General features: G+C 66.5%; 20 protein-coding genes. 12 read left to right on the forward strand and 8 right to left on the reverse strand.

The window, feature by feature from the left end; all coding sequences use genetic code 11:
• Positions 1–358: 358 nt before the first annotated feature.
• The gene (locus FB454_RS31445) at positions 359–826 is read right to left on the reverse strand and encodes a nuclear transport factor 2 family protein (RefSeq protein WP_145824052.1); all 468 of its coding nucleotides are present in this window, start codon (positions 824–826) and stop codon (positions 359–361) included.
• A gap of 334 nt (positions 827–1160) precedes the next feature.
• Between FB454_RS31445 and FB454_RS31450 the strand changes: the two genes are divergently transcribed.
• Both FB454_RS31450 and FB454_RS31455 read left to right on the forward strand, forming a co-directional pair.
• Positions 1161–1535 carry a hypothetical protein gene (locus FB454_RS31450; protein WP_486485483.1) on the forward strand — a complete coding sequence of 125 codons (375 nt, stop codon included), beginning with the start codon at positions 1161–1163 and terminating at the stop codon, positions 1533–1535.
• A gap of 197 nt (positions 1536–1732) precedes the next feature.
• The gene (locus FB454_RS31455; protein WP_145824054.1) at positions 1733–2335 is read left to right on the forward strand and encodes a hypothetical protein; all 603 of its coding nucleotides are present in this window, start codon (positions 1733–1735) and stop codon (positions 2333–2335) included.
• 285 nt (positions 2336–2620) lie between these two features.
• On the opposite strand, the gene FB454_RS31460 is transcribed toward FB454_RS31455, so the two are convergent.
• Together FB454_RS31460 and FB454_RS31465 are read right to left on the reverse strand one after the other, a co-directional pair.
• Positions 2621–3748 carry a hypothetical protein gene (locus tag FB454_RS31460; RefSeq protein WP_145824055.1) on the reverse strand — a complete coding sequence of 376 codons (1128 nt, stop codon included), beginning with the start codon at positions 3746–3748 and terminating at the stop codon, positions 2621–2623.
• Positions 3749–4452: 704 nt separating this feature from the next.
• On the reverse strand, positions 4453–5010 hold the full coding sequence (locus FB454_RS31465; RefSeq protein WP_145824056.1) for a hypothetical protein: 558 nt from the start codon (positions 5008–5010) through the stop codon (positions 4453–4455).
• A gap of 120 nt (positions 5011–5130) precedes the next feature.
• Here FB454_RS31465 and FB454_RS31470 point away from each other — a divergent pair, with 120 nt between their 5' ends.
• Both FB454_RS31470 and FB454_RS31475 read left to right on the forward strand, forming a co-directional pair.
• Positions 5131–6426: an IS701 family transposase gene (locus tag FB454_RS31470; RefSeq protein ID WP_145824057.1), complete on the forward strand. Its 1296-nt coding sequence runs from the start codon at positions 5131–5133 to the stop codon at positions 6424–6426.
• 236 nt (positions 6427–6662) lie between these two features.
• The gene (locus FB454_RS31475; protein WP_145824058.1) at positions 6663–7445 is read left to right on the forward strand and encodes a transposase family protein; all 783 of its coding nucleotides are present in this window, start codon (positions 6663–6665) and stop codon (positions 7443–7445) included.
• 169 nt (positions 7446–7614) lie between these two features.
• Here FB454_RS31475 and FB454_RS31480 read toward each other — a convergent pair whose 3' ends face one another.
• Positions 7615–11697, reverse strand: a complete 4083-nt coding sequence (locus FB454_RS31480) for a hypothetical protein (RefSeq protein ID WP_145824059.1) — start codon at positions 11695–11697, stop codon at positions 7615–7617.
• A gap of 1613 nt (positions 11698–13310) precedes the next feature.
• Here FB454_RS31480 and FB454_RS31485 point away from each other — a divergent pair.
• Together FB454_RS31485 and FB454_RS31490 are read left to right on the forward strand one after the other, a co-directional pair.
• Positions 13311–13943, forward strand: a complete 633-nt coding sequence (locus tag FB454_RS31485; RefSeq protein ID WP_145824060.1) for an adenylate kinase family protein — start codon at positions 13311–13313, stop codon at positions 13941–13943.
• A gap of 255 nt (positions 13944–14198) precedes the next feature.
• Positions 14199–14777 carry a hypothetical protein gene (locus tag FB454_RS31490; RefSeq protein ID WP_145824061.1) on the forward strand — a complete coding sequence of 193 codons (579 nt, stop codon included), beginning with the start codon at positions 14199–14201 and terminating at the stop codon, positions 14775–14777.
• A gap of 190 nt (positions 14778–14967) precedes the next feature.
• On the opposite strand, the gene FB454_RS31495 is transcribed toward FB454_RS31490, so the two are convergent.
• Positions 14968–15420 carry a hypothetical protein gene (locus tag FB454_RS31495; RefSeq protein WP_145824062.1) on the reverse strand — a complete coding sequence of 151 codons (453 nt, stop codon included), beginning with the start codon at positions 15418–15420 and terminating at the stop codon, positions 14968–14970.
• A gap of 818 nt (positions 15421–16238) precedes the next feature.
• Here FB454_RS31495 and FB454_RS31500 point away from each other — a divergent pair.
• The 6 genes from FB454_RS31500 (at position 16239) to FB454_RS31525 (ending at position 19815) form a co-directional block, all read left to right on the forward strand.
• Positions 16239–16976 carry a peptide-N4-asparagine amidase gene (locus FB454_RS31500; protein WP_486485484.1) on the forward strand — a complete coding sequence of 246 codons (738 nt, stop codon included), beginning with the start codon at positions 16239–16241 and terminating at the stop codon, positions 16974–16976.
• Complete coding sequence (locus FB454_RS31505) at positions 16966–17301, forward strand: nucleoside triphosphate pyrophosphohydrolase family protein (protein WP_114919813.1); 336 nt, start codon at positions 16966–16968, stop codon at positions 17299–17301. The genes FB454_RS31500 and FB454_RS31505 overlap by 11 nt, the downstream gene beginning before the upstream one ends.
• A 336-nt stretch (positions 17302–17637) precedes the next feature.
• On the forward strand, positions 17638–18612 hold the full coding sequence (galE, locus tag FB454_RS31510) for a UDP-glucose 4-epimerase GalE (protein WP_041799221.1): 975 nt from the start codon (positions 17638–17640) through the stop codon (positions 18610–18612).
• Positions 18609–18956: a major facilitator superfamily protein gene (locus FB454_RS31515; protein WP_013285034.1), complete on the forward strand. Its 348-nt coding sequence runs from the start codon at positions 18609–18611 to the stop codon at positions 18954–18956. Before galE ends, FB454_RS31515 begins: the two co-directional genes overlap by 4 nt.
• Complete coding sequence (locus tag FB454_RS31520; RefSeq protein ID WP_013285033.1) at positions 18932–19177, forward strand: hypothetical protein; 246 nt, start codon at positions 18932–18934, stop codon at positions 19175–19177. The genes FB454_RS31515 and FB454_RS31520 overlap by 25 nt, the downstream gene beginning before the upstream one ends.
• 143 nt (positions 19178–19320) lie before the next feature.
• A complete protein-coding gene (locus tag FB454_RS31525) occupies positions 19321–19815 on the forward strand; it encodes a hypothetical protein (protein WP_114919812.1) in 495 nt (164 codons plus the stop codon).
• A gap of 267 nt (positions 19816–20082) precedes the next feature.
• On the opposite strand, the gene FB454_RS31530 is transcribed toward FB454_RS31525, so the two are convergent.
• From FB454_RS31530 to asnB, 3 genes are read right to left on the reverse strand one after another with little or no spacing between them, the layout of a single operon-like run.
• The gene (locus tag FB454_RS31530; RefSeq protein WP_420915211.1) at positions 20083–20241 is read right to left on the reverse strand and encodes a hypothetical protein; all 159 of its coding nucleotides are present in this window, start codon (positions 20239–20241) and stop codon (positions 20083–20085) included.
• Positions 20232–20354, reverse strand: coding sequence for a hypothetical protein (locus tag FB454_RS35580; RefSeq protein ID WP_275896030.1), 123 nt, complete (start codon positions 20352–20354; stop codon positions 20232–20234). The genes FB454_RS31530 and FB454_RS35580 overlap by 10 nt, the downstream gene beginning before the upstream one ends.
• Positions 20355–20384: 30 nt before the next feature.
• A complete protein-coding gene (gene asnB / locus FB454_RS31535; protein WP_275896029.1) occupies positions 20385–22289 on the reverse strand; it encodes an asparagine synthase (glutamine-hydrolyzing) in 1905 nt (634 codons plus the stop codon).
• Positions 22290–22295 lie beyond the last annotated feature (6 nt).

The following is a 22295-nucleotide window of genomic DNA, read 5'->3' on the forward strand; positions in this document are numbered from 1 at the left end:
GGAGCCACATAGGGCACGTCCTCCATGGACTGAGCCTAGGTCAGCAACGCCTCGTCCGATAGGTGGAGAAGCTCGCACCCTTCAAGCCGTAGGCGGCGTGGATCAGCAGGCGCTCGCAACCGAGGCCCGTTGTTCGATACGACGCCCGCGGGTCCAGCAGACCACACTTGACCCTCCGGGAGGTCAGGCCGAACCGCTCGCCTGTATGGTTGCGCCCACGGGAGTGGTGTACGACTTGCCCGTGATGGTTGCCAGGACTCGTGCGCGCCCGCGCCGCGCAGCCGGTCTTCCTTACCGGCGTACAGGTCCGGTGTCCATCTGCTCCCCCGCCATCGCCGCGCCGAACGTGATACAAGGCTCAGCAGTCGTCCTGCTTCCACTTGCCGTCTTCCCGCACCCACGGCTCCTTGTTCTGGTTCAGGGCAGGCACGTCATAGGTGTAGGTCACTCGGGCCAGATCGCCTGAGATCTGCGCCTCGAAGGTCTTAATCGGCATCGCCTTGCCGTACATCTGCTTGGCGGCCGTCAGCATGCCGGTGAACTCGCTGAGGGTCACGCGTTCCTTGCATCTGGCCGAGAACAGCTCGTAGCCGACCGTAGGCTTCGCGTCGAGGAAGGCGTCCGAGTACGCCACCACCGCCTGGCGAAGCTTCGCCTCCTCGCTGGCGGCCTGAGCGGTCGGGCTGGCCGCCGCATCCGACGCCGTGCTGGCGGCAGGAGCTGGCGATGTCGAGGTCCGTGCGGCTTCCGGCCTATCGGTGTTGCTGCTACAAGCAGTGAGGGGAAGCAGGCAAAGGGGCATTACGATCATGGCTTTCCGGATCATGGCGCGCACAGTACTGCCGCGATAGCCCTCGATACTCGACGGGAGCAGGACGGTCGGCTCGGCTAACAGCCCTGCAGGTGGTCGGCGGGCGTCGACCCCTCCTGCGTGAGGGCGGAGGACACAACGACCGCAACGCCCCCAATGCCGCGGAGATCGCGCCGCCCGCGGTATGCACAGCCCTTCACCTCCCCGCGAGGACCGGCTCCTCGCGGATGTACGGATGGCTGTACAGCTCGTACCGCCGTCACCTACAGTCCGATTCCGCCAACACCATGGCGCACGGGAGGGGGCTGATCGCGTGTCGGCGTACGGTCGTCACGATGACGAGTGGGACGTGCTGGTGGCCGCGGGCAAGCAGTTCCTGCGCGAGCGGGCGTTGATGGAGCGGGACACGTCCTACACCGAGATGAGCGTGACGCTGGCGCGGCGTACGGGCTACCGGGCGTTCGACTTCTCGGAGCAGGCCGAGCGTGCTGCGATGGGCTATCTGCTGGGCCGGATTGTCCAGGAGACGTATCCGGTGGTAGGGGCGATGCTGTCCGCTCTGGTGATCTACCTTGATGCGAACCACGCCGGCCCAGGCTTCTATCAGCTCGCGCAGGACATGGGTTTACTCCAGAAGGGTGCCTCGAAGCAGGCCCGAGAGGCGTTCTGGATCCAGCAGGTGCGAGGGACCTTTGAACATGTCCGTGCGGGTGGCCGACTTTGAGTTCGAGCCGGACCACGCCGGCTCTCGCGTGGAGCGGTTGGCTTCCGCTCGGCGATCGGGCCGTTCGCCTGCAGGTGCCACGAGGCCCGGGGCTGTACCAGGTGAGGCGCATCGGTGACAGCGCCCTCGCCTACGTGGGGCAGACCGCTGAGCTGCGACGCCGGCTCGGTCAGCTATGCGTTCTCTATCGCGATGAGATGCCGTACAACGACCCGCATACGGCCGCTCCCTGCCTGTGGGTTATGCGCACCGCCGACGGCGCCAAGTTCGAGTTCTCCATCGCCGAGTTCGCCGGGGACGTCAGGGAACGCAAGATGGCGGAGTGTGTGGTGCTTTCGCAGCACCGAGCGCGATTCGGTCGCTCGCCGACGGCCAACTTCGGACGCATGCCCGAAGGGTGGGTCAAGTCCACAGGTAACAACGCGGCGCTCGTGAGGGCAGGCCGCCGGGCACGCGGTTACCAGGACTCCCGCGCCTCGCGGCCCGCCGACCAGGACGCGGTCCTTGACCTTGGTCGGGATCCGACGGCGCCTGACTGGGCCCAGCTCCCCTGGAGCTCCTGGAGTTCCCGACCGGTGACGGAGCCGATGGTGGGCGTCTACCGGATCCGCCGCCCCGGCCAGACGCCTCTCGTGTACATCGGCCAAGGGCTGATCCGGGCCCGACTGGCCGCTCATGCCGCCAAGAGCCAACTTGAAGGCCACCGGCAGCGCACCGCGTTCAGCCAACCCCTCAGAAGCTCCTGGGCACGCCTGCCGGGCTGCTCCCGACCCAACTGCTCGAGATCGAGTGCGACCTGATCGCCAGTCACGCCCTCACAACAGGATTCGCGCCCGAGGCTCAATTCCTGGGTTGACGGAGGGTCGCCTCCAGCTCAACCGGTCGATGCGCCGCGACCACTTCAGGGCCGCCGAAGAGGTCCCCGAGCAGGAAACCCTAACCAAGCGTGGCCCGCAGTCGAGGGCATCCGCCGACTGACCTGCGCGAGCCACAGACGCTGACACTTTCGAGCCCGCCGAAGAGCTCATCATGCCAAAGGCGCTGTCGGGGCGTCGGGTGCATCGGCGGTCAGCGCGAGAGCGTCACTACACCAGTTCACGGGCAACCTGCGTACCCAGCCACAGTGCCGCGGCGGCGTGAGGAACGGTATTGAGCGGAGTCAACCGCCGCCTACCGGTGAGTTCGAACCGATCGTCGAGTTCAACGCGAATCGAGTCCAGTCTCTTGCCGTCGATGTCGTCTCGGTCGTCCTCGAACTCCCAGTTCAGGTTGAATCCATGCTGGCGGCACCTGAACTCCGATCCGCTCACCAGCTCATCAAACCAGCCTGACTGGCGGACCAGCACGAGCACGTACACCTCGGGGCGGAGGGTGAGCAGCGGCACCGAGATGCCGGTATACCTAATCTCGACCGTCGGTCGCTGCCCCATGGGCCCGGGTTGAGTGGCGTCGAGCAGGTGCTGGATCGGCCAGATGCCCCCGAGCGCATCGCGGAGGTCCCTGCTGTCGTAGGCCAAATCGTTATACCCGAACAACTCCTCGGCGAACTCGCGAAGGAAGGCCCGTTTCACCGAGTACTCCGCGCGCTCACTGCCGTACCGGGAACTGGTCGGCGCGAGGATTCCGGAGGGAAAGACGTGCTGGAAGCCCGGATGGGTCTTGACGTCCCCGGATCTCCGGCTCAATAGCGCGCTGTACCCCTGCTTCTCCTTCACGATCATTACTGCCGCCACCGACAAGGCGGCCGCCCGGTGGGCGCCGTTGAAGAGCTCGTTTCCGCCAGCCCGTTCTCGCAGCCAGGCACGGCGCGGAAAGTCGCTCAACGACCACACGGCATTCGGCCGGCGGCTCACGACGTTGATGAACTCCCGCTCGAGCATTTCGGAGGTCGCCACCGACTGGAAGTAGGTGCCGTAGCGAGCATGAATGCTGAACCTCCCGGGGCCATGACGCTCGATCTTGTCGAGCGCAAACGTCTCCGCGTTGAACCGCCGAACTTCGTCGCGCCGCCAGTAGGTGCGTCGGAACTCCGCCCTGCCACGGTTGTCGAAGCCACGGCCTTCCGCGTCGTACCGACGTCTGTCGGGCCGTACGTGATCGATGATGTTTCCAATCGCCGAGTCGAGATCGCCCCGCAGCTCGGGTGCCGCGACCTCGGCCCAGATCGGAAAGGTGAAGCCGCCCAGCGACACCAGCGGGGCTTCGGGGTACATCCTCCGCAGCGTTCCTTCCCAGCCCGCTGCGCCGAAAACTTTCCTCACGCGACTGTCTGTGATCGAGTACCGCCTGCTTTCCAACTCGGCCACGCTCCGTAGCGGCCACGGGCCAGCCCGGTGAGGAGCTGTACTTACCTGGACCGCTTTATGCGGCACAGCACAAGTACATCCATCGGACCGACCGCCAACCGGCCCCTCGGCTATCACCCCTGGACCGACGGCCGGCCCGTCGCGGCGGGAACCAACCTCGATCCTCGCCACCACCACAAGCAGCAACAGGAAAACTCCGACCGCAACAAGCAGCCATCGCCGACTGGGCAGGTCGACGCCATTGGTGACCAGATTGCCGGCCAGAGCGAGCAACGCGTATGCAACTACGGCAACCCTCGCCCGGGCCACGGCCACTCCGCGCTTGCGCCTGTCTCCCCGGTCCATACCAACCCCTGCCGTCGGGCCGCCGAGACGATAGCAGTTGTCACAGCCATCCGCCCCCGCGTCTGAAAGCACGGCCGACTATCTGTACAGCAGCGCCTGCCCAGCGACATTAGGGACTCGAGGCCTAGCTGAACTCCACCGGCCGGACAGCGTCGGGTCGATCAGGAAACCGGATTGCCTGGCTCTTCGGGCACGCCGAAGAGGTCACCGCCCAGGAAGCGCTGGTCAGCGCGTTGCTGGTGGGATTCGAGTCTCAGCCCTCGGATTCACATCGACGCGAGCACAGCGGGAGCCAGAGCCATGCGTCGATACGGCAGGGCCCTCTCGACCGGCGTCAGCCGGTCCCCGACGGCAGCCGGCACCAGCAGGACGGCGATGTACCAGGCCCGGCGGGTCGGGTCCTCCCAGTGGGAGTCGGCGAAGACAGAGTCGGACGTCGAGGCCATGCACGCGAGCGTGGAGGCGGCTTCGCTACGCGGGGCGCCAGCTGGCGCGGTAGCCAGGGCCCTCGGTGTGTACCGCGGTCGCGTCGAAGGGGCGTCCCAACGCCACTCGACCTTCATCCGACGGGCGCACCTTGGCATCATGCGGTGTGGCTGAAGCAACCTGGTCAGCTCGTCGTAGCCGATGTTCACACCACCGTGGCAGGGGTGGCTGCCCGGCGTGGCGGTGCCAGCCTCGTAGCGCGCGTTCCACTCAACGAAGATGGCCCACTGTTCACACTCCCAGGCCAGCGCGGTTTGGCCAGCCGGCCAGACAAAGTGCTCGTCGTCGCGATCGCCGGGGCGGGCGTAGTCGTTAAGCGCCCAGAAGTAGTGCGGCACTCCGCCGATGTCAGCTAGTACTCCAACGTCACTTGGCTTCGGCGTTGGGCGTGGCGCAGGCATGAAGACGGCCACCGCGTTGATCATCGATGGTTTGTGAGGACAACCGAAGATCGCGCGATGGCCGCGGGCCACAGCTTAAACCCCGCCGGATGGCGGGTCATCCTCGACGAGGCGCAGACGCGTGTCGCTGGCCGGTTCGTGCGGGCGGAGCCGCGTCGGACCGCGGGGCAGTTCGTGGAAGGGCTGCTGTCGGGCGTGGAACGCAAGACCTGCTGGTCGCTTGCGGAACGGGCGGGTCACGCCGATCCGCAGGCGATGCAGCGGCTGCTGCGCACAGCGGTGTGGGACGCCGACGCCGTCCGCGATGACGTGCGTTCCTGGCTGGTGGAGCAGCTCGGCCACCCCGACGCTGTCCTGGTCACCGACGAGACTGGCTTCCTGAAGAAGGGTCTGTGCTCGGTCGGGGTCCAGCGGCAGTACACCGGCACCGCTGGCCGGATCGAGAACAGCCAGGTCGGGGTGTTCCTGGCCTACGTCACCCCGCATGGACGGGCGCTGATCGACCGCAGGCTCTACCTACCCGAGACGACGTGGTGCGATCGCCCCGACCGCCTCGCCGCCGCCGGCGTCCCCGGCCAGGTCGGGTTCGCCACGAAGCCTGCCCTCGCCCGGCAGATGATCGCCGCCGCGCTGGACGCCGGCGTTCTGGCGGGGTGGGTGACCGGTGACGAGGTCTACGGCGCCGACCCCGGCCTACGCGCCGACCTCGAGCAGCGTCAGATCGGCTACGTCCTGGCCGTCGGCTGCGACCGACGCGTGCACGTCAACGATGGCCGCACCCTCATCCGCGTCGACGAGGTCGCCGACCGGATCCCCACCCGCGAGTGGCAGCCGCACAGCTGCGGCCCAGGAGCGAAAGGACCACGCGAATACCTGCGGGCCTGGATCACCACCGCCACCCACCCTGGTGAGCACCGGTGGCTGCTCATCCGCCGCAACCGCACCACCGGTGAGCTGGCCTTCTACCTGTGCTGGTCACCCCGCCCCGTCCCGCTGCACACCCTCGTCACCGTCGCCGGCTCCCGCTGGAGTATCGAAGAGCTGTTCCAGACCGGCAAAGGCCAGGTCGGCCTGGACCACTACCAAGTCCGCGGCTGGACCGGCTGGCACCGCTTCATCACCCTGGCCATGCTCGCCCTCGCCGTCCTGACCATCCTCGCCGCCACCACACAGCAACCCCACGCCGACCCGGAGATCATCGCGTTGACCACCGCCGAGATCCGCCGACTCCTCAACGCCCTCGTCCTCACCGTGGCGCACCCACCAGCGCACACCCTGCACTGGTCAATCTGGCGACGAACATCCCAAGCCCGAGCCCGCCGATCCCACTACCAGCGCAGACAGGCCAACTGACGTTGGAGTACTAGGCCGCCTCGCGGGCCGTCGTACCAATCCAGCTCGACGTAGACGGGTTCGAAGCCTCCGTCCTTCGGGGCATCGTCATGCGAGTCGAACACTGAGCTCTTTTCATCGTGATCAAGGGCGGTTGAACCAGGCAGGCGGGGGCGGCGTGTCGATTGTCCGGATAGGACGAAGCTCCCGGTAGGACAGCAGTCGACCAAGACGCACTGCCCAGCACGGAAGCTTCGTTGCTGACCTATCCTGCCAGCATCCCGCTGTCCACGCGCAGCCTGACCCGCCTGACCGAGCTGATCCGCGACCGCCGACGTGCGCTCGGCGGCCGCTGGCGGAGGCTGCCCGCGCAGCAGCAGGCACTGATGGCCCTGGCCCATCTGCGCAACGGCGACACCCTCACCCGCCTCGCGGCCGGCTTCGCCGTGTCGGTGGCCACCGTGTGGCGGTACCTACGCGAGGCCGTCGACCTGCTCGCCGCCTGCGCCGACGATCTCACCGCCGCCATGCGTCGGGCTGCCCGGTTGGCGTACGCGATCCTCGACGGCACGCTGATTCCCATCGACCGGGTCGCTGACCAGCGGCCGTACTACTCCGGTAAGCACAAGCGCCACGGGGTGAACGTGCAGGTCCTGGCTGACCCGGCCGGGCGGTTGGTCTGGGCATCGGCCGCGCTGCCCGGCGCGGTCCACGACCTCACCGCCGCCCGCACCCACGGCCTGATCGACGCGCTGACCAGCGCAAACGTGCTGACCTTCGCGGACAAGGGCTATCAGGGAGCCTGCGGAAGCGTACGCACGCCGTTCAAGCGCCACCGATACCGACCGAAGCTGTCCCGCCGCCAGCGGGCCGTCAACCGTGGTCATGCCCGGCTCCGCGCCCGCGGCGAACGAGCCATCGCCACGCTGAAGACCTGGAAGATCCTGGCCAAGCTGCGTTGCTGTCCCCGCCGCGCTACGGCGATCGTGCAGGCCATCCTCGTCCTGCACCGCGTCGAGACCAGCCGCTACTCAGGATGAAAACGGCTCACTGGAGAATTCAGGCCTACAAGCGACTCCTTACCGCCCTGACCTGCGGATGCTCCACTACCAGGCGACATAGAGTGCCATCGACTGCTGCTCAAAGCGGCTGAGCACTCCGTGTGAACGTCGATCTCGCAACGTGGGCGTCTCAACAGAGAGAAGCTAGCTACCCGGTCAAATTCAAGAATTCTTCGGCTACCGTTGTTAGTGCCGCCGGCTGGAGTTGCACCAGGGCGTCCAACGGGTTTGTCCAACTACCCAGACGAAATGCCCACGCGGCGAGTACTCTTCCATGGCCCGGCTCAACTTTCGTTGCCAGCGCAGCCAACATCAGGGCCTGTCGCTGGGGATCACTGATGGCGCGCGCCAACCTCTCGGCCAACCTCACATCGCCGGCTGCTGCCGCAGTCCTCGCCAGGCCGATCAAGACCTGTACTCGCTGATTCGGGTTCCTAATCGATCGGACCAACTCCTCGGCTTCCTCAACGTGTCCGGCTAGCGCTGCAGTCCTCGCAAGGCTGCTTAAGAGCGGCCCAAGCTGGTCAGGGCGGCCGATTGAGCGGGCCCACTTCTCCGCACCCTTGACCTGGCCAGCTGCCGCCGCAGTCCTCGCAAGGCTCATCAATACCTCCGAACGCCTACGCGGGTCCATGACCGACCAGGCCTGCTCATCGGCGCAGTCAGTCAGCGCGTCCGCCCGCTCGGTGTCGCCAGCTGCGGCGACCGCAATCGCCAACTTGGCAAAGGCACGCGCCTGCCAGGCCGGGCGGCCGTCCAAGCGGATAAGCTCCTCGGCCAGGACGGCCAGCGCGCCAGCCTGTTCGTTGTCGCCGCTGCCTCCCATCGCTGCCACTGCAGCGGTCAATGCCCGCGCCTGGCGCTCCGGATGTTTAATCGATCGAGCTAGCGTGGCCGCCCGATTGGTGTCACCGGCTCGGGCAACCGCCGTTGCTAGCACGCCCAGCAGCCGCGCCCGGCTGTCGGTGCGCTCAATTGAGCGAATCAGCTCCTGCGTCGCGTCAGCGAGTGCGCTAGCCAACTCGGCGTCACCGGCACCGGAAACCACCACCACAAGCCTGGCCAGCCCTCGCGCCTGCCAGTCCGTACGGCCGATCGACCGGACCAGCGCCTCAGCGCGTCCCGTGTTGCCGCTCGCGGCTAACGTCTCCGCCACCGCGGTCAGCACGTCCGCCTGCTGCTTTGGACGGGTTAGCGAGCGCGCCAACGCGACTGCCCGCTCAATGTCGCCAGCCGCCACCGACTGCGCTAGCGCGGCCAATACCGAAGTTTGCCGTTCGCGATTGCCAATCGAGCGAGCAAGCTGCACTGCCCGCTCGATGTCGCCAGCCGCGGCCGCTGCTTCGGCCAGCGCGGCCGACGCTTTTGTCTGCTTCTTTGGAGAGGTAATTGACCGCACCAATGCCTCGGCCCGGTCAATGTCGCCTGCTGCCCCGACCACTGGCGCCAGAACCGTTAACGCGTCTGCCTGCCGCTTGGGACAGCCAATGGAGCGAGCCAGTGCCTCTGCCCGCTCAAACTCGCCAGCCTCCGCCACCACAGGTGCCAGGGCGGCCAACGCCTGCTCCCGGCGGTCTGTGCCGCGGATCGAGCGAACTAACGCCTCTGCCCGCTCAACCTCGCCAGCCTCCGCCACCACAGGTGCCAGGGCGGCCAACGCCTGCTCCCGGCGGTCTGTGCCGCGGATCGAGCGAACTAACGCCTCTGCCCGCTCAACCTCGCCAGCCTCCGCCACCACAGGTGCCAGGGCGGCCAACGCCCTCGGCCGATCTGGGCCGTTGATCGAGCGAACCAACGCCTCTGCTCGCCTGAGCTCGCCCGCCGCGGCCAGGGCCGGCGCCAGTGCGACGAGCGCACGCCGCCGACGATCCGGGCCATTGATCGAGCGAACCAGTTCCTCGGCCTGATCAGCCAAGGCAGCCGCCCGTTCGACATCGCCAGCTCCGGCGACCGCCTCCGCCAGACCAGTCAAAGCTGACGCTCGCTGGTCAGGGCTTACCATCGACCGCACGACCTCCTCGGCACGGTCAGCCAACGCGCGGGCCCGGTCAGCGTCACCGGTTGTGGCCACCGCCGCAACCAAGCTCGACAACACCTGTGCTTGCCGTTTCAGGTCAGCGATCGAACGAACCAACTCCTCGGCGCGGGCGGCGAGCGCGACAGCCTGTTCGACATCGCCAGCTTCAGCAACCGCCCGTGCCAGACCAGCCAAAACCCCCGCCTGCTGGCTCGGGCGGCCCATCAACCCCACCAGCTCCTCGACCCGATCAGCCAACTCGCGCGCTCGGTCGATGCCGCCAGTTGCGGCCAATGCCGCTAGCAGCGCGATCAATGCGCGCGCCTGCGAATCGGGCCGACGAATTGAGACTGCCAGGGCGTCGGCCCGTTCCGTGTCGCCAGCCTCAGCCAGCGCGCCCACCAGGACGGCCAGCGCCCGCGCCCGGCTGTCCTCCCGATGGATCGAGCTACTCAACTCCTCCGCCCAGTCAGCCAGCGCGGCTGCTCGACCGCTGTCACCTGCTTTGGCAACCGCTACCACTAACCCGGCCAACGCCCATACTTGCCAGTCCGGTTGGTCTATAGAAAAAATCAGCTCTTCAGCTTGATCAGTCAGCACGGTGACCCGCTCGATATCACCTGCTTCGGCAACAGCCCCCGCTAGGGCGATCAACACCTGCACCTGCCGATGGGGGTCCGCGATCGAGCGAGCTAGTTCCTCAGCCCGGTCAGCTAACGAGGTGGCCCACTCGGTCTCGCAAGCTGCGGCCATCGCCAAGCCAGCCAACGCGCGAGCCTGTCGATCGGGACGACCGATTGAGCGGGCTAGGGCCTCGGCGCGAACAGGTTGCGCTAGCGTGGCCCAGACGATAGGTAGGCTGGTGGGAATGGCGGCGTTGCGCTGTGCCAGGTTGTCTCGATGGATGGCTAGGCGCGCCATAGCCACGAGGTCAGGATCGGGCTCGGCAAGGATTACGTCCTGAGTGATCGTGATTTCAGCGAGGGCGGCGCTATCGCCGCCTGTGATATCGAGCATCCGATCGTGTCGGTGCACGTCAGTCGCACAGGCAACCATCCTGGAGACGTCACCAATGGCGTGCAGCAATCGGTAATAGCCACGCAGGAGGTATTCGGGGGTGCTGGCTGGCCAGCGTTGTGCGCGGTAGGTATCGGCCCAGATATGTAGACGCCGACGGTAGCCCTCCAGTCGCTCCTCACCAAGGCGCTCGACGGAGGCCTTCTGCAAATCTTCGTGGCCAAGTACGTATACTTCGGGTCCACCAGTGGGCTGCCAGCGGCTTGGGCGTGGAGTAAAGGACCGCCCGGCCACGGTGGCGATGTGCTCCTCAATCTGCCAGTCCGGCCAGCCGGTTAGCTCGGCAAGATCGTTCGCGCTAAGGCCACCACCAGCGGCGGTAAGAAGTCCGAGCAGGTCCTGCTCGGCCGGGGTTCCCCCCAGTAACCGCGCAAGCTCCCGCAGCATGTCTGCCTTTACCACTGCCGCCTGCGGTGACTTTCTCAGCCGCCGAACGATCAGGGGGTCGCGCAGGGGATGATTATCTGGCACATCGGTGGGGATCGGCGGGTTCGGGCGCCCAGCAACGACGACGCGCATCCCAGCTCGGGGTGTGGCAGGCAGCAGCGCCGCGATGCTATGTGCGTCTGAGCCGAGAGTCACGCCGCGGTCCTCATCTAAACCATCAACGAGCAGGATCAGCCGATCCTTCCGCCTGTGACATGCTTCAGCGGCGCGGTCGAGTAAATCGAGGAAACAGTGGTCGCGGGTAGCGTCCGTGTAGTGGGCTGGCATTGGCTCGCCAAGAAGTTCGGCAAGTTGCTCAATCACGACGTCAGTAAACGCAACTCGGTCGCTTTGCCCAGCCCATCGTGCTGTAATGAAGAAGGAAATGATTCGCACCTTGGCCGGCGGGTGTAGCACGAACCATGACATCAATGCAGACTTGCCAGCCCACGCCTCTGCACGCCACCACACGTACGAGGCGGCATCAGGCGCGGTGCAGAACCTCGCTAGTTCATCCAGTTCCTGTTCGCGGTCTATTAGGGCGGCCGGTGCGATGCGCTGCACCTGCTGCCTGTAGGCGGAGCGTGCGACAGGCCTGGAGTCGATCGTGACATGCCCGTTGATCACGCCAGTGTTGGCAAATCCACCGCCGTTAGCCGTAGCGTCGCCGGTATGCCGGGCCACCGTATCGGCGGATCTTCTCCAGTTCACCCTTCACCCTCCAGCGCGGCCAGGCACCACCTCAGGGGCGGAGGTCAGCACCACTGTTGGCACTGCCGCCCTCAGCAGCCCGAGCATCGCCGGTACGATCGGCTAGCGCTGGTCCTGCCAGTTTTGCCGAGCCAGCCACTCCGCTGTTCGATCGGCTACCCTGTCCGGTCGCGGTGGCCTTCCCGGTTCTGCTTGCACGGACACCTGTCCTGGACGCGGCCAATCCGGCCCACACAGCCACCCCGACCGCTGCTACCGAAGCCAGGGCCGACGCCGAGGTGGCGATCCGGTTTGCGTTATCCCACTGGGTAAGCGCGAACGTTGCTCCGAGACCGGCTACCACTACACACGTCAAGACGATCACTACCCGCCGAGCATTCATCACGACATCATCCCCGTCCAAGGCAAGACGTTGACAGCCTTCGAGCATCATCCGACAGTTCAATCAACAGGTGAAGTCATCCGCTCGACCCAACTGTGGCCTCGCGTATCAGGAGCGGGGCACCCCAGACGTCCGCCGCCTGCGCTCTCCTGTGGACCCAGTTTGGCTTCGAAAGCCTCCACCTACCCCTGCCCGTCAAGCACAAAGGGTCCCACCCACACCGGGTTCGCCGCCGGTTCCGAGGTGGGCCGGCGACTGTTGTGCGCGGTGGCGCTCGGCTTAACCTCCGTGGCTGGTCGGACATACTGGCAGTCGCCGACGACTTCGCGGTGTACCCGGTCGACCTCGAACTGGTCGACCTGGAGCGGAACCTGGCCGGCTGTCTGTCGCAGGACCGGCTCGCCCGGCTCCGTGAGCGCGGCCTGCTGTGACCGAACCCGGCCAGGCCCCACCTCCGCATCCGCACACCCGCAGTTGAGGACATCGCTAACTGAGCAGCGATAAGCCGAGAGATAGACGGCTTCGGGTGCGCCGAAGAGGTCATCGCCCAGGAGTCGCTGGTCAGCGAGTTGCTGGTGGGAGTCGAGTCTCAGCCCTCGGAATCACATCAACGCGAGCACGGCGCGAGCCAGAGGCATGTGTCGATATATCAGGCCCTCTCGACCGGCGTCAACGGATCCCCGGCTGCAGCCGGCACCAGCAGGACGGGGAGCAGCGCACCCTGACCACTTCGGTGTTCTCTGGGAGGTCACGCCAGGCGCTTGCCCGCATCACCGCAGGTGAAGTCATCCGCTCCGTCCGGCATGGGTGAGCATTTCGGGTGCGGTGACCACTTCGCCAACCTGCACCCAATCTGCACCATCTGTAAGGTGCGAGCCGCAACAAGCCCTTTACCAACCTGACCTGCGGATACTCCCCCACCAGGCGATATTGAGTGCCGTTGACTGCTGTTCGCTGCCGTTGAGTGCAGTTGTGTGAAGCAGGACGCTGTACCGACTCTGACCTGCGCAAACAGATACCTACAGGTCGTGGTGGGTGCAGTTGAGCGCCGTTCAGTGCCGTTGGGCGCTGTCCAGCGCCGTTCAGTGCACCTGCCTGCTCCCATCCTGCTCCCCTAATCTCGGCCTCCGGGCATCCGTCGGGCAAGCTCACCGAACCGATCGCAGCCGTACCCAGCGACGACCGTCACGACGCCCGTCGCCGTCCACTGCCGCACCTATAGGCTGCGCGGGTGCGTTTGGCTGTTCTCGGACCACCCGGCTCCGGCCGTGAGACCGTCGCCGGCGCCATTGCCGCGGGTCTCGGCGTTCCCTCCATCAGCCTGGCGAACGCCGCCCAGGCCGAGATTCGGGCGAACACCCCGACGGCGCTGCGGGCCCGGCAGCATATGAATGCTGGTGAACTCGTACCGGATCATGTCCTCCTGTCCATTGTCCGCAGCCGCCTCACCCAACCTGACGTTGCCGGCGGCTTTGTCCTCGACGGTTTCCCCAACCATGTCGTGACCGCGGTGGCGCTCGACGCCCTGTTGTCCGACCTCGGTACACCCCTCGACCGGGCAATCGACCTCGTCCTACCCGACGCCGAGGTCCTACGCCGCCTGGCCGGCCGTCGCACATGCCGCGGCTGCGGCAGAACCTGGCACACCGAGCTCGCCGCCCCCACACGCCCCGGCGTCTGCGACGGCTGCGGAGGCGAGTTGTTCCAACGCCCCGACGACAGCCCCGACCGCATCAACGCGGGCCTGCAGTCCTACCGACCATCCGCAGTAGTCACGCTCAACCACTACCGCGCATTGGGCAAGCTGACCTCCATCGACGCCGCCCTCACCCCGGCCGAGATCACCACGGAAGCACTCGCATGACCCGGCGAGCGCCCCGCCAGGCGGACACAGCAAAAGCCACCCACGCGCCAGCTCCGTGAACGACTCGGCCGCGTTGACACTCGCCACGCCTTGCCTTCACCCGCGTCGGCGACCGGAGGGGCCGGGGGGGCGACCGAGGAGTCCCTGGCTGGGGACGATCAAAAAGGTAATGGGCTGCCGGCGGCTTTAGGGCCGCATCCGAGCGCCGGCGAGAGGCGTAGCGCTGATGCCGCAGCGGCGTTGAATAATCCGCAGGTGCGGGTTGCCGAACTACTCGCCCGGGCTGCGGCCATGGTCCCGGCTGATGTCGCCAACGAGGCCGGCGTGACGAGAGTGGACGTCCGCGAGTACCTCCACCACGACGAGTGGGAGGTCGCGCTCGACCTCCTCGCGGACCTCGACACGGGTTGGCGACCACCGACCGTTTGGTGGGATCTGCTGATCGACAGCGCCGAGATGATGGGGCTCTCTGATGCTGCGGGATGGTGCCGCTGGGGTCGGTGGGAGAGCATCCACGGGATCGTCCGCGCCGAGTTGCGGCTCCTGTCGCCCGCCGAAGGTGGCCGCCAAACGCCGATCCCGGGCAAGGGCATCCTCCGACCGCTGTGGGATATCGGCAGGCGCACGACCGCGGGCGACCCCGATTTGCTCGTGGCACGCATCTGGGTGGAGTCGGCGCTGGCGTTGCCACCGGCCGCCACCGGGTCGGTCCGCCTTGGCCCGCTGTCCCCAGCCCTCTGGAGGCACCTGCAGCCGGGCATGACGATCACCATGCACGAGGGCCGGCCCACCGTAGGAACCGCCACCATCATCGAGACGTCAAATGTGCGCTGACTCGGCACGACCGAGAGCACGCTCGACCTGATTGTGGCGGCACCGCGTAGCGCGTCGTCTGAGGCATGAGCGGACATGCGTCGCCGTCGTCGGCGCATCCGGCATCAGGGTTGCCGCCGAAGTATCCACCGGCCGCATGGACGACAGCCGTCCCGGTGAGGATACGGCGATGCTACGGAATGCTCTCCCTTCACACATGCTGCACGCCGGCGGCCGGCACCGTCGCGATCACGTAATCCTCGATCAGGTCCGACTGCAGGCCGACCATCGCGTCCCTACCGACGTAGCGGACGACGAACGTAGTCTCGCGGAGCCACGTCTCGTCATAGTCGGCAAGACTCTCTGGCATTTCACCCACGAGTCGCACCTCGTCACCCGGCTTGACCACGGCATCTGCCGGAGCCTCATCGCGTTGGATGGCCGTGATCGCACCGATGAGAGTCTTCAGCGGTTCGGTGTCCGCGCCGTAGTGCACCAGATGGCCCGCCTGGCCGAAGATGACATCGGCCTGGGCTCCGCTCAAGTCGGCGAGCGCCTCGACCGCACCGGCCGCCAGAGCCGGACTCCCCGACGTGTCCAGTTGCGCAGCCAACGCTCGGAGCAGGCGATCGATGACAAGCTCCGCGGTCTCCTCGCCCGTCATCCTGCGATGATATGACCCAGCCGACGGCACCGTCGACGGCCAGCACGTGCAGGGCCAACTCTGGTGTCATACCAGACGGCCAGTCCGTCAGCATCCGCCTCGGCATGAGCGCAAACCGCCCGCCACGGACCCGAGCCGCAGGCGCTGATACTTCGGGCCCGCCGAAGAAGTCATCGCCCAGGATGCGCTGGTCAACGCGTTGCTGGTGAGATTCGAGTCTCAGCCTTCGGAATCACATCGACGCGAGCACGGCGCAAGCCAGAGCCACGCGTCGATATGCCGGGGCCCTCTCGACCGGCGTCAACGGATCCCCGGCGGCAGCCGGCACCAGCAGGACGGGAAGCAGCGCACCCTGACCACTTCGATGTTCTCTGGGAGGTCAAGCCGGACTGCTCGCCCACATCACCGCAGGTCAGAACCCTAGGCTCTGCCCGGTGTCGGTGAGCACTTCGGGCGCGGAGAACACTTCGCCAACCTGCACCCACTCTGCTCCCACTTGCAAGGCCAGGTGATTCAGCAGCTCCTTACCGCCGTGACCTGCGCACACTCCCCTGCCAGGGGACATAGAGTGCTGTCGACTGCTGCACAAAACCGCGGAGCACTCCTTGTGAAACAGGACGCCGCAGCGACTCTGACCTGCGAAAACGAGGACCCGCAGGGCGTGAGGGGTGTAGTTCAGTGCCGTTCAGTGCCGTTGGCCGTTGTTCAACGCCGTTCAGTGCAACCGGCTGCTCCCAATCTGCTCCCCCAATCTCGGCCGCGAGACCGGCGGTAGCTGATCGACTGCCAATTACTCTCTGTCGGCAGGCCGACGCCGGCTGCGAGGAGTTTGGTACGGCACCACGTCACCTGACGCCGGCTACTCCTGCGGCACCTCGGCCGACGGGCCGTACCGAAAGGCGCAGGTGCTGCTCGACGACCATATCGCCGGCATCTCCGTGCCGTACCCGTACATCTACACCGGCGGCTGGTCCAACCCGTTCCTCTGGTACGCGATCCCCGCGCCGCGCGCCTTCAACATCCAAGCAATCCGGTACGACCGGACCCGTTCGTGGGGCTGCCCACCGACGGTGCGCGCCCCACCGGATGCGGGTGCGGACGATCGGGGCGCCGGCCGGCCAGTCGGGCTGGGGCACGCCGACGAACTTCCTGGTGTGGCGAGACTACCGCAGCACGCAGACCACCGGACTGCTCAGCCACCAGCTTGGCGCGCTGCGCAACGACGTGACAGCTACGTCGAGGGCGACACCCACCAGGTTGACGTTGACGCAGCGCACCGGTTCCGCACAGTCGGCTGGCTCGACACCTCCCACGGCCGGGTGGTGACCACCGTCGAGCAGGCCCTGGCCAATCAGAACGAGCACTACTGGGGATCGGACGAGCGCCCGGACGCCCAGCAAGTGACCTGGACCGACACCTCAACGGTGACGGTGTCCAGGCCAGGGGCACCGGGCCGCACGGCGCCTGTTACGACCGGCAGTAACGGGCGCACCGTGTTGTCGGTCGGCGAGCGCGGCAGAGTTGCAGCCGTTGTATGTTGCAGTGATGGACCTTGACGCCTTGCGGGTGAGAGCAGCTGCTATCGCTGAGCTCTATGACCGTCACAACATTGCCGCTGGTCGCGAGCCTTGGAGATCCAGCGATCTGGCCTTGGGGTTCGTCGGTGACGTAGGAGATCTAGCGAAGCTGGTGCTGGCGGTGGACGGGCGTCGGGAGACAACCGATGCTCACCAGCGCCTTGGCCATGAACTGGCGGACTGCCTTTGGTCGGTTCTGGTTCTCGCTGATCGATACCGGGTCGACCTGGCTACGGAGTTTGCACGCCTGACCGCGGCGATCGAGCAGCAAATCGGAGCAGGAGACGTTTGCGAAACAAGATAGTGTCTTCATCCTTAACATCGGTGCGCCGTCCGCTCGCACCGAACCAACGGTAGCCATGTTGGGATCGCCCTCGGGGAGGGATTTCGACAGGTCCGAGGCCACGACGCTCCACTGTCTTCGGCGGGACGCCCGTCAGCAGCCTACGGCCTGCCAGCCTCTGACCCTCCAGCCCACCAATGCGGTGGCTGGCCCGGAGCCAGCCCTTGCCGCCAATGGCTCATTCCCGGATCATGACGTGGTCCGAGACTAGTTATTATCTGCCTCTAGATCAGCTAGCCGAGCCGCCCTGCGTGGCCGGAGGCAGTGTCATTGCAAGCAGAAAAGCTGGAGTATAGGTTGAAGATCCTCGTCACTGGCGGCGCCGGTTACATCGGCAGTGTGGTGGCCCATAGCTTGTTGGCCTCAGGGCACGAGGTCGTGATCGTCGATGACCTGTCGACGGGCTACGCGGACAACCTTCCTACCGGGGTGAAATTCCACGAGATATCGATCCACGATGTCGACCAGGCCTTCACCCAGCGTGACGGCTTCGACGGGATCGTTCACCTTGCCGGCAAGATCGAGGTCGGCGAATCCGTGGTGCGGCCCGAACTGTACTGGCAGACCAACATCGTCGGAACGTTGAACCTGCTTGACTTCGCACGCCGGGCCCGCATCTCCCGTTTCGTATTCTCCTCCACCTGCTCGATGTACGACTCCTCGGGCATGGCACCGTTGACCGAGACGACGGCCGTCCGCCCGGCGAGCCCGTACGCCCACAGCAAGCACATGGTCGACACGGTTCTCGAGAGCGAGGCACGGGCTCACGGCCTGGCTGCGGTCAGCCTCCGGTATGCCAACGCCGCTGGCGCAGTTGACCGGCTTGGCGAGCGCCACGAGCCGGAGAGCCACCTGATCCCGATCGTCCTCCAAGTGGCCGCCGGCCGCCGTCCGCACCTCATGTTGTACGGGACCGACTACCCGACGCCGGACGGCACCTGCGTTCGAGACTACATTCACGTCAGCGACCTGGCCGCGGCACACCTGCTCGCCCTCCAGCACGCCGTGCCGTACCAGCATGAGATCTACAATCTCGGTAACGGCAACGGCTTCAGCAACCTGGAGGTCATCGAAACCGCCCGCGCGGTCACCGGACATCCGATCCCTGTGCATGTGGCAGACCGGCGGGCGGGGGACGCGGTCGTCAGCGTCGCGTCGAGCGAGAAGGCCCGGACCCGCCTCGGCTGGGTTCCCGCTCGTCCCGAGCTGGCAGACATCATCGGGGACGCGTGGGCCTTCGCGAAGAGTCACGAGATCGAAGAGAGATCATGATCACCGCCGCGCGCCCTCGCCTGCGTCGGCTGTTGCCGACGTCCGCCCCTGCTCGAGTGCTGGTGGTCACGACCGTGGTCAACACGATCGGCAACGGGCTCTGGGTCACCATCAGCATGCTGTATCTGACGCGGGTCGTAGACCTCGGCGCCACGCCGGTCGGTCTCGGGCTCACAGTCGCGGCGGCCGTCAGCTTCGCGGCGAGCACCCCCATGGGCTATATGGCGGACCGTTACGGCCGGCGCCGCTTGGAGCTCGCCTCCTACCTCGGCCTGGGGGCTGCTTGCGGCAGGCATGCTGGTTTTCGCTGGGCACTGTCATGGCGGGCACCGCGATCACTGTAGACACCGCGTTCGCGTACCGGTCGCTGATCGTCGCGAACGCGCTCAGCTACCTGGTGTCCGCGGCCTTCGTCACCCGTTTGGCCGAGGTGGAGCCTCTTGCACTCCGCCGATGGCGGGAAGCGCCTAATCGCGCTGCGGGACCGTCGTTCCTCACCTTCGTCGCCCTCGACGGACTCATGTCGATGCACTTCGACATCCTGAACGTGGTGCTGCCACTGTAAGCGGTGAACCGCACAGGCGCTCCGCCCTGGCTCGTCTAGGTGGCCTTCCTCACCAACACCGTCACGGTCGTGGCACTGCAGGTACGGGTGTCGAAGGTACTAACAGCCTGACCGGCGCCGCCGGGGCGAGCCGCCAAGCCGGCTTGTTCAACGGTGCCGCCTGCCTCGTCTTCGCGGTGAGCGGCCTGCCGCAGGGGTGGCTCGCGGCCGCTGCGCTGATGGTGGCGACGCTGCTGCACGTGCTCGGCGAGCTGAAGCACTCCGCCGGCGGCTGGGGTATCTCGTTCGACCTGGCGCCGGACCACGCGCACGGTCAGTATCAGGCTGCCCACTCCACCGGCGCCCAGTTTGGCCGCATGATCGCGCCGGCGGTGCTGACCTGGCTGACGCTGGACCTGGGCTGGAAGGGGCTGGGTCGTCCTAGCCTTGTGCCGCACTCGGCACCTGGGTGCAACGCACTGTCGTTCGGGCGCAGCGGCCCGAGGCGCTCGACGGCAGCCACGAGGTCGTCAGGCGAGTCGACCGTAACGGCCTCGACCGAGCTGATCCCCGCCTGCGGCAGCACCCGCCGTTGGGTGATCTGTCCCAGGGACGCTCGACGGACGATACTTCCGGCAGACCACTTTCGACGGCGATGAGGTCGGCCAGTTCCACCCTTCCATCGTGGAACGTCGTCACCCCGCCGAGGTTTTCCCTGCGAGCGAGCCGACGGGATCAGACTCGTCGAGCAGGACCACCTCCGCGAGGCGGGCCGCGGCCGCGACGGGGGCTGGCGTGGGCCACCTGTGCGCGCACCGCGATGACGAGTTCGCACAGACCGCGGGGCGGCGAGCACCAATTCGCCGATACCGACGACTGCGCCGACTCCGTGTACGACCGCGACGCGCGGGAGCGGCAGCGCCGGTTCAGTCATCGGCGGTCCCGCCGGCATCGACCGACGTCGTTTGCCCGAACCACCGGGCGGCGCACTCGGCCGCCACGGCGGCGTAGGCGCCCTCTAGGAAAAGCACGTCGATCGGGAACTCGATGCCGAATGCGGCCTCGATGCGCTCCGTCAGCCTGATGGCGGATAGAGAGTCACCGCCAAGGTCGGAAAATTCTGGTCGGGAGCAGCCTCGCTCACGCCCAGCTCCGCACACCAGGCCACCTCCAAGGCGGTGCTCAGCTCGCTGTCCATCCGCATTCCTTTGGATGAAGGGTCAAGTGGTCAGGCGGCGCCGGCGAGGCTGCGCAGCCACAACTCGACGTTGAGCCATTGCCAGATGCCGAGGTAATGGTTGCCCTCACCTCGACGGTGCTCCTCCAGGTACCGCAGGATCGGCTCGCGTTCGACGATGCCCTGCTCGACGATCAACGCCGACGCGAGCACATCGCGGATGTCGTCGTGAACGTCCGTCCGGAACCACGTCGCAGTGGGCACATTGATCCCCTGCTTGTCGGCACGGTCGAGAACCGCGTCCGGAACGAGTCCGCGCATACTCTCCCGTAGCACCCACTTACGCACTCCGTGGCGCAGCTTGTACTCGTCGGGCAGCGCGAAGGCCAGCTCGACGATGCGGTGGTCCAGGAAGGGTGGACGTGTTTCCACGCTGAAGGCCATGCTGCTCCTGTCCTCCGGGCACAGCACGATCGGAATCGTCTCGTACGCCAGCTCTTGGTAGAGCTTCGCCGCCAGGTAGCCGCGATCGCGGAAGACATTGACGCGGGCGATGCCGGAGCGACCGGTCGCGGAGAAGTCACGGCCGAGAACGTCCGCGTACCGCGCGGGGCGCACCCTGGTCGCGATCGCCGCACCGGTGCCATCGGAGAAGTACTGCACCACGGGGTCAGCGTCGGTCACGATGGGGCCGGCTAGGGCGGCGAGGGCACCCGATGACACCAGCTCCCCCGCCCGACCCGACCGTTCGGCTGCGTGGTAAGCGTCGTGGTGGGCGTACCCGGCGAACAACTCGTCCCCGCCGTGCCCGGTGAGCACGACGCGGAAGCCCTCCGACGCCACCGCGGACATGAGACGCCAGTGCGCATACCAGGTCTGGGTGAACAGCGGGACGTCGTGGGCGGCCACGATCCGCTGCAGCGTGGGCAGGAAGTCATCCGGCCCGATCGCCACGTCGACGTGACGGCCGGGAAGCGCCCGACGTGTCTCGGCGATGTAGGGCCCCTCGTCAGAGCCGGTGCGGAACCGGGCGGAGAAGGTGGCCAAACCGGCATGCGAAGCTCGGCCCGCCGCGGCGGTTACCGACGCTGAATCGACCCCTCCGCTGAGCAACACGGCAACGTCGGTCGAGGCCCGCATTCGGATCCTCACCGCGTCGAGCAGCAGCTCCCGTAACCGTTCCGTTGCCTCCCGCTCGTCGGCCGGCGTCCAGACGTTGCTCGGATCTAGGTGCCAGTAACTCGACGCGGTCAGCTGACCGTTTGCGTTCAGCCGGTACACGTGCCCGGGCCGGACCTGCCGAATGCCCTCGTAGAAGCTCTCCTCCTCCTCGTGCACCCAGCGGTAGTTGTGTGCGAGGTAGCGGTACAGCATCTGCTGGTTGGGACGCAGCTCCACCTCGGGATGTCCAGCGAGGACCTTGATTTCCGAGCCGAACACGAACGAACGCGCGGTACGGACGTAGAACAGGGGCTTGATGCCGAGACGGTCACGGGCGAGGGTGAGCACTCGTGTGCTGCGGTCGTAGACCGCCAGGCTCCACATGCCGTTGAGGCGAGAGAAGCACCTCTCGCCCCACTCGCGGTAGGCATGCAGCACGACCTCGGTGTCAGTGTCCGTGTGGAAATCATAGCCTCGCCCGCGCAGCTCATCACGAAGCTCCACGTAGTTGTGGATCTCACCGTTGAAAACCATCCAGAGGTGGCCGTCGTCGGTGGCGACCGGCTGTAGACCATCGGACGGCTCACCGACGATGGACAACAGCCGGTGCGCCAACCCCGCGTGCGCCGGCCGGCCGTCCTCGGCCGAAGCGCCACGACGAACCTCGTCGCCGTCGAATGTGACCAAGCCGCATCCGTCCGGGCCGCGGTGGCTTATCAGGTCGGCCATCTTGCGCAGGACCGGCTGCATCTGGACAGCACCGTTGAAGCTGGTCACACCTGCGATTCCACACACGTCAAC

The organism is Micromonospora sp. CNZ297, from assembly GCF_007827625.1.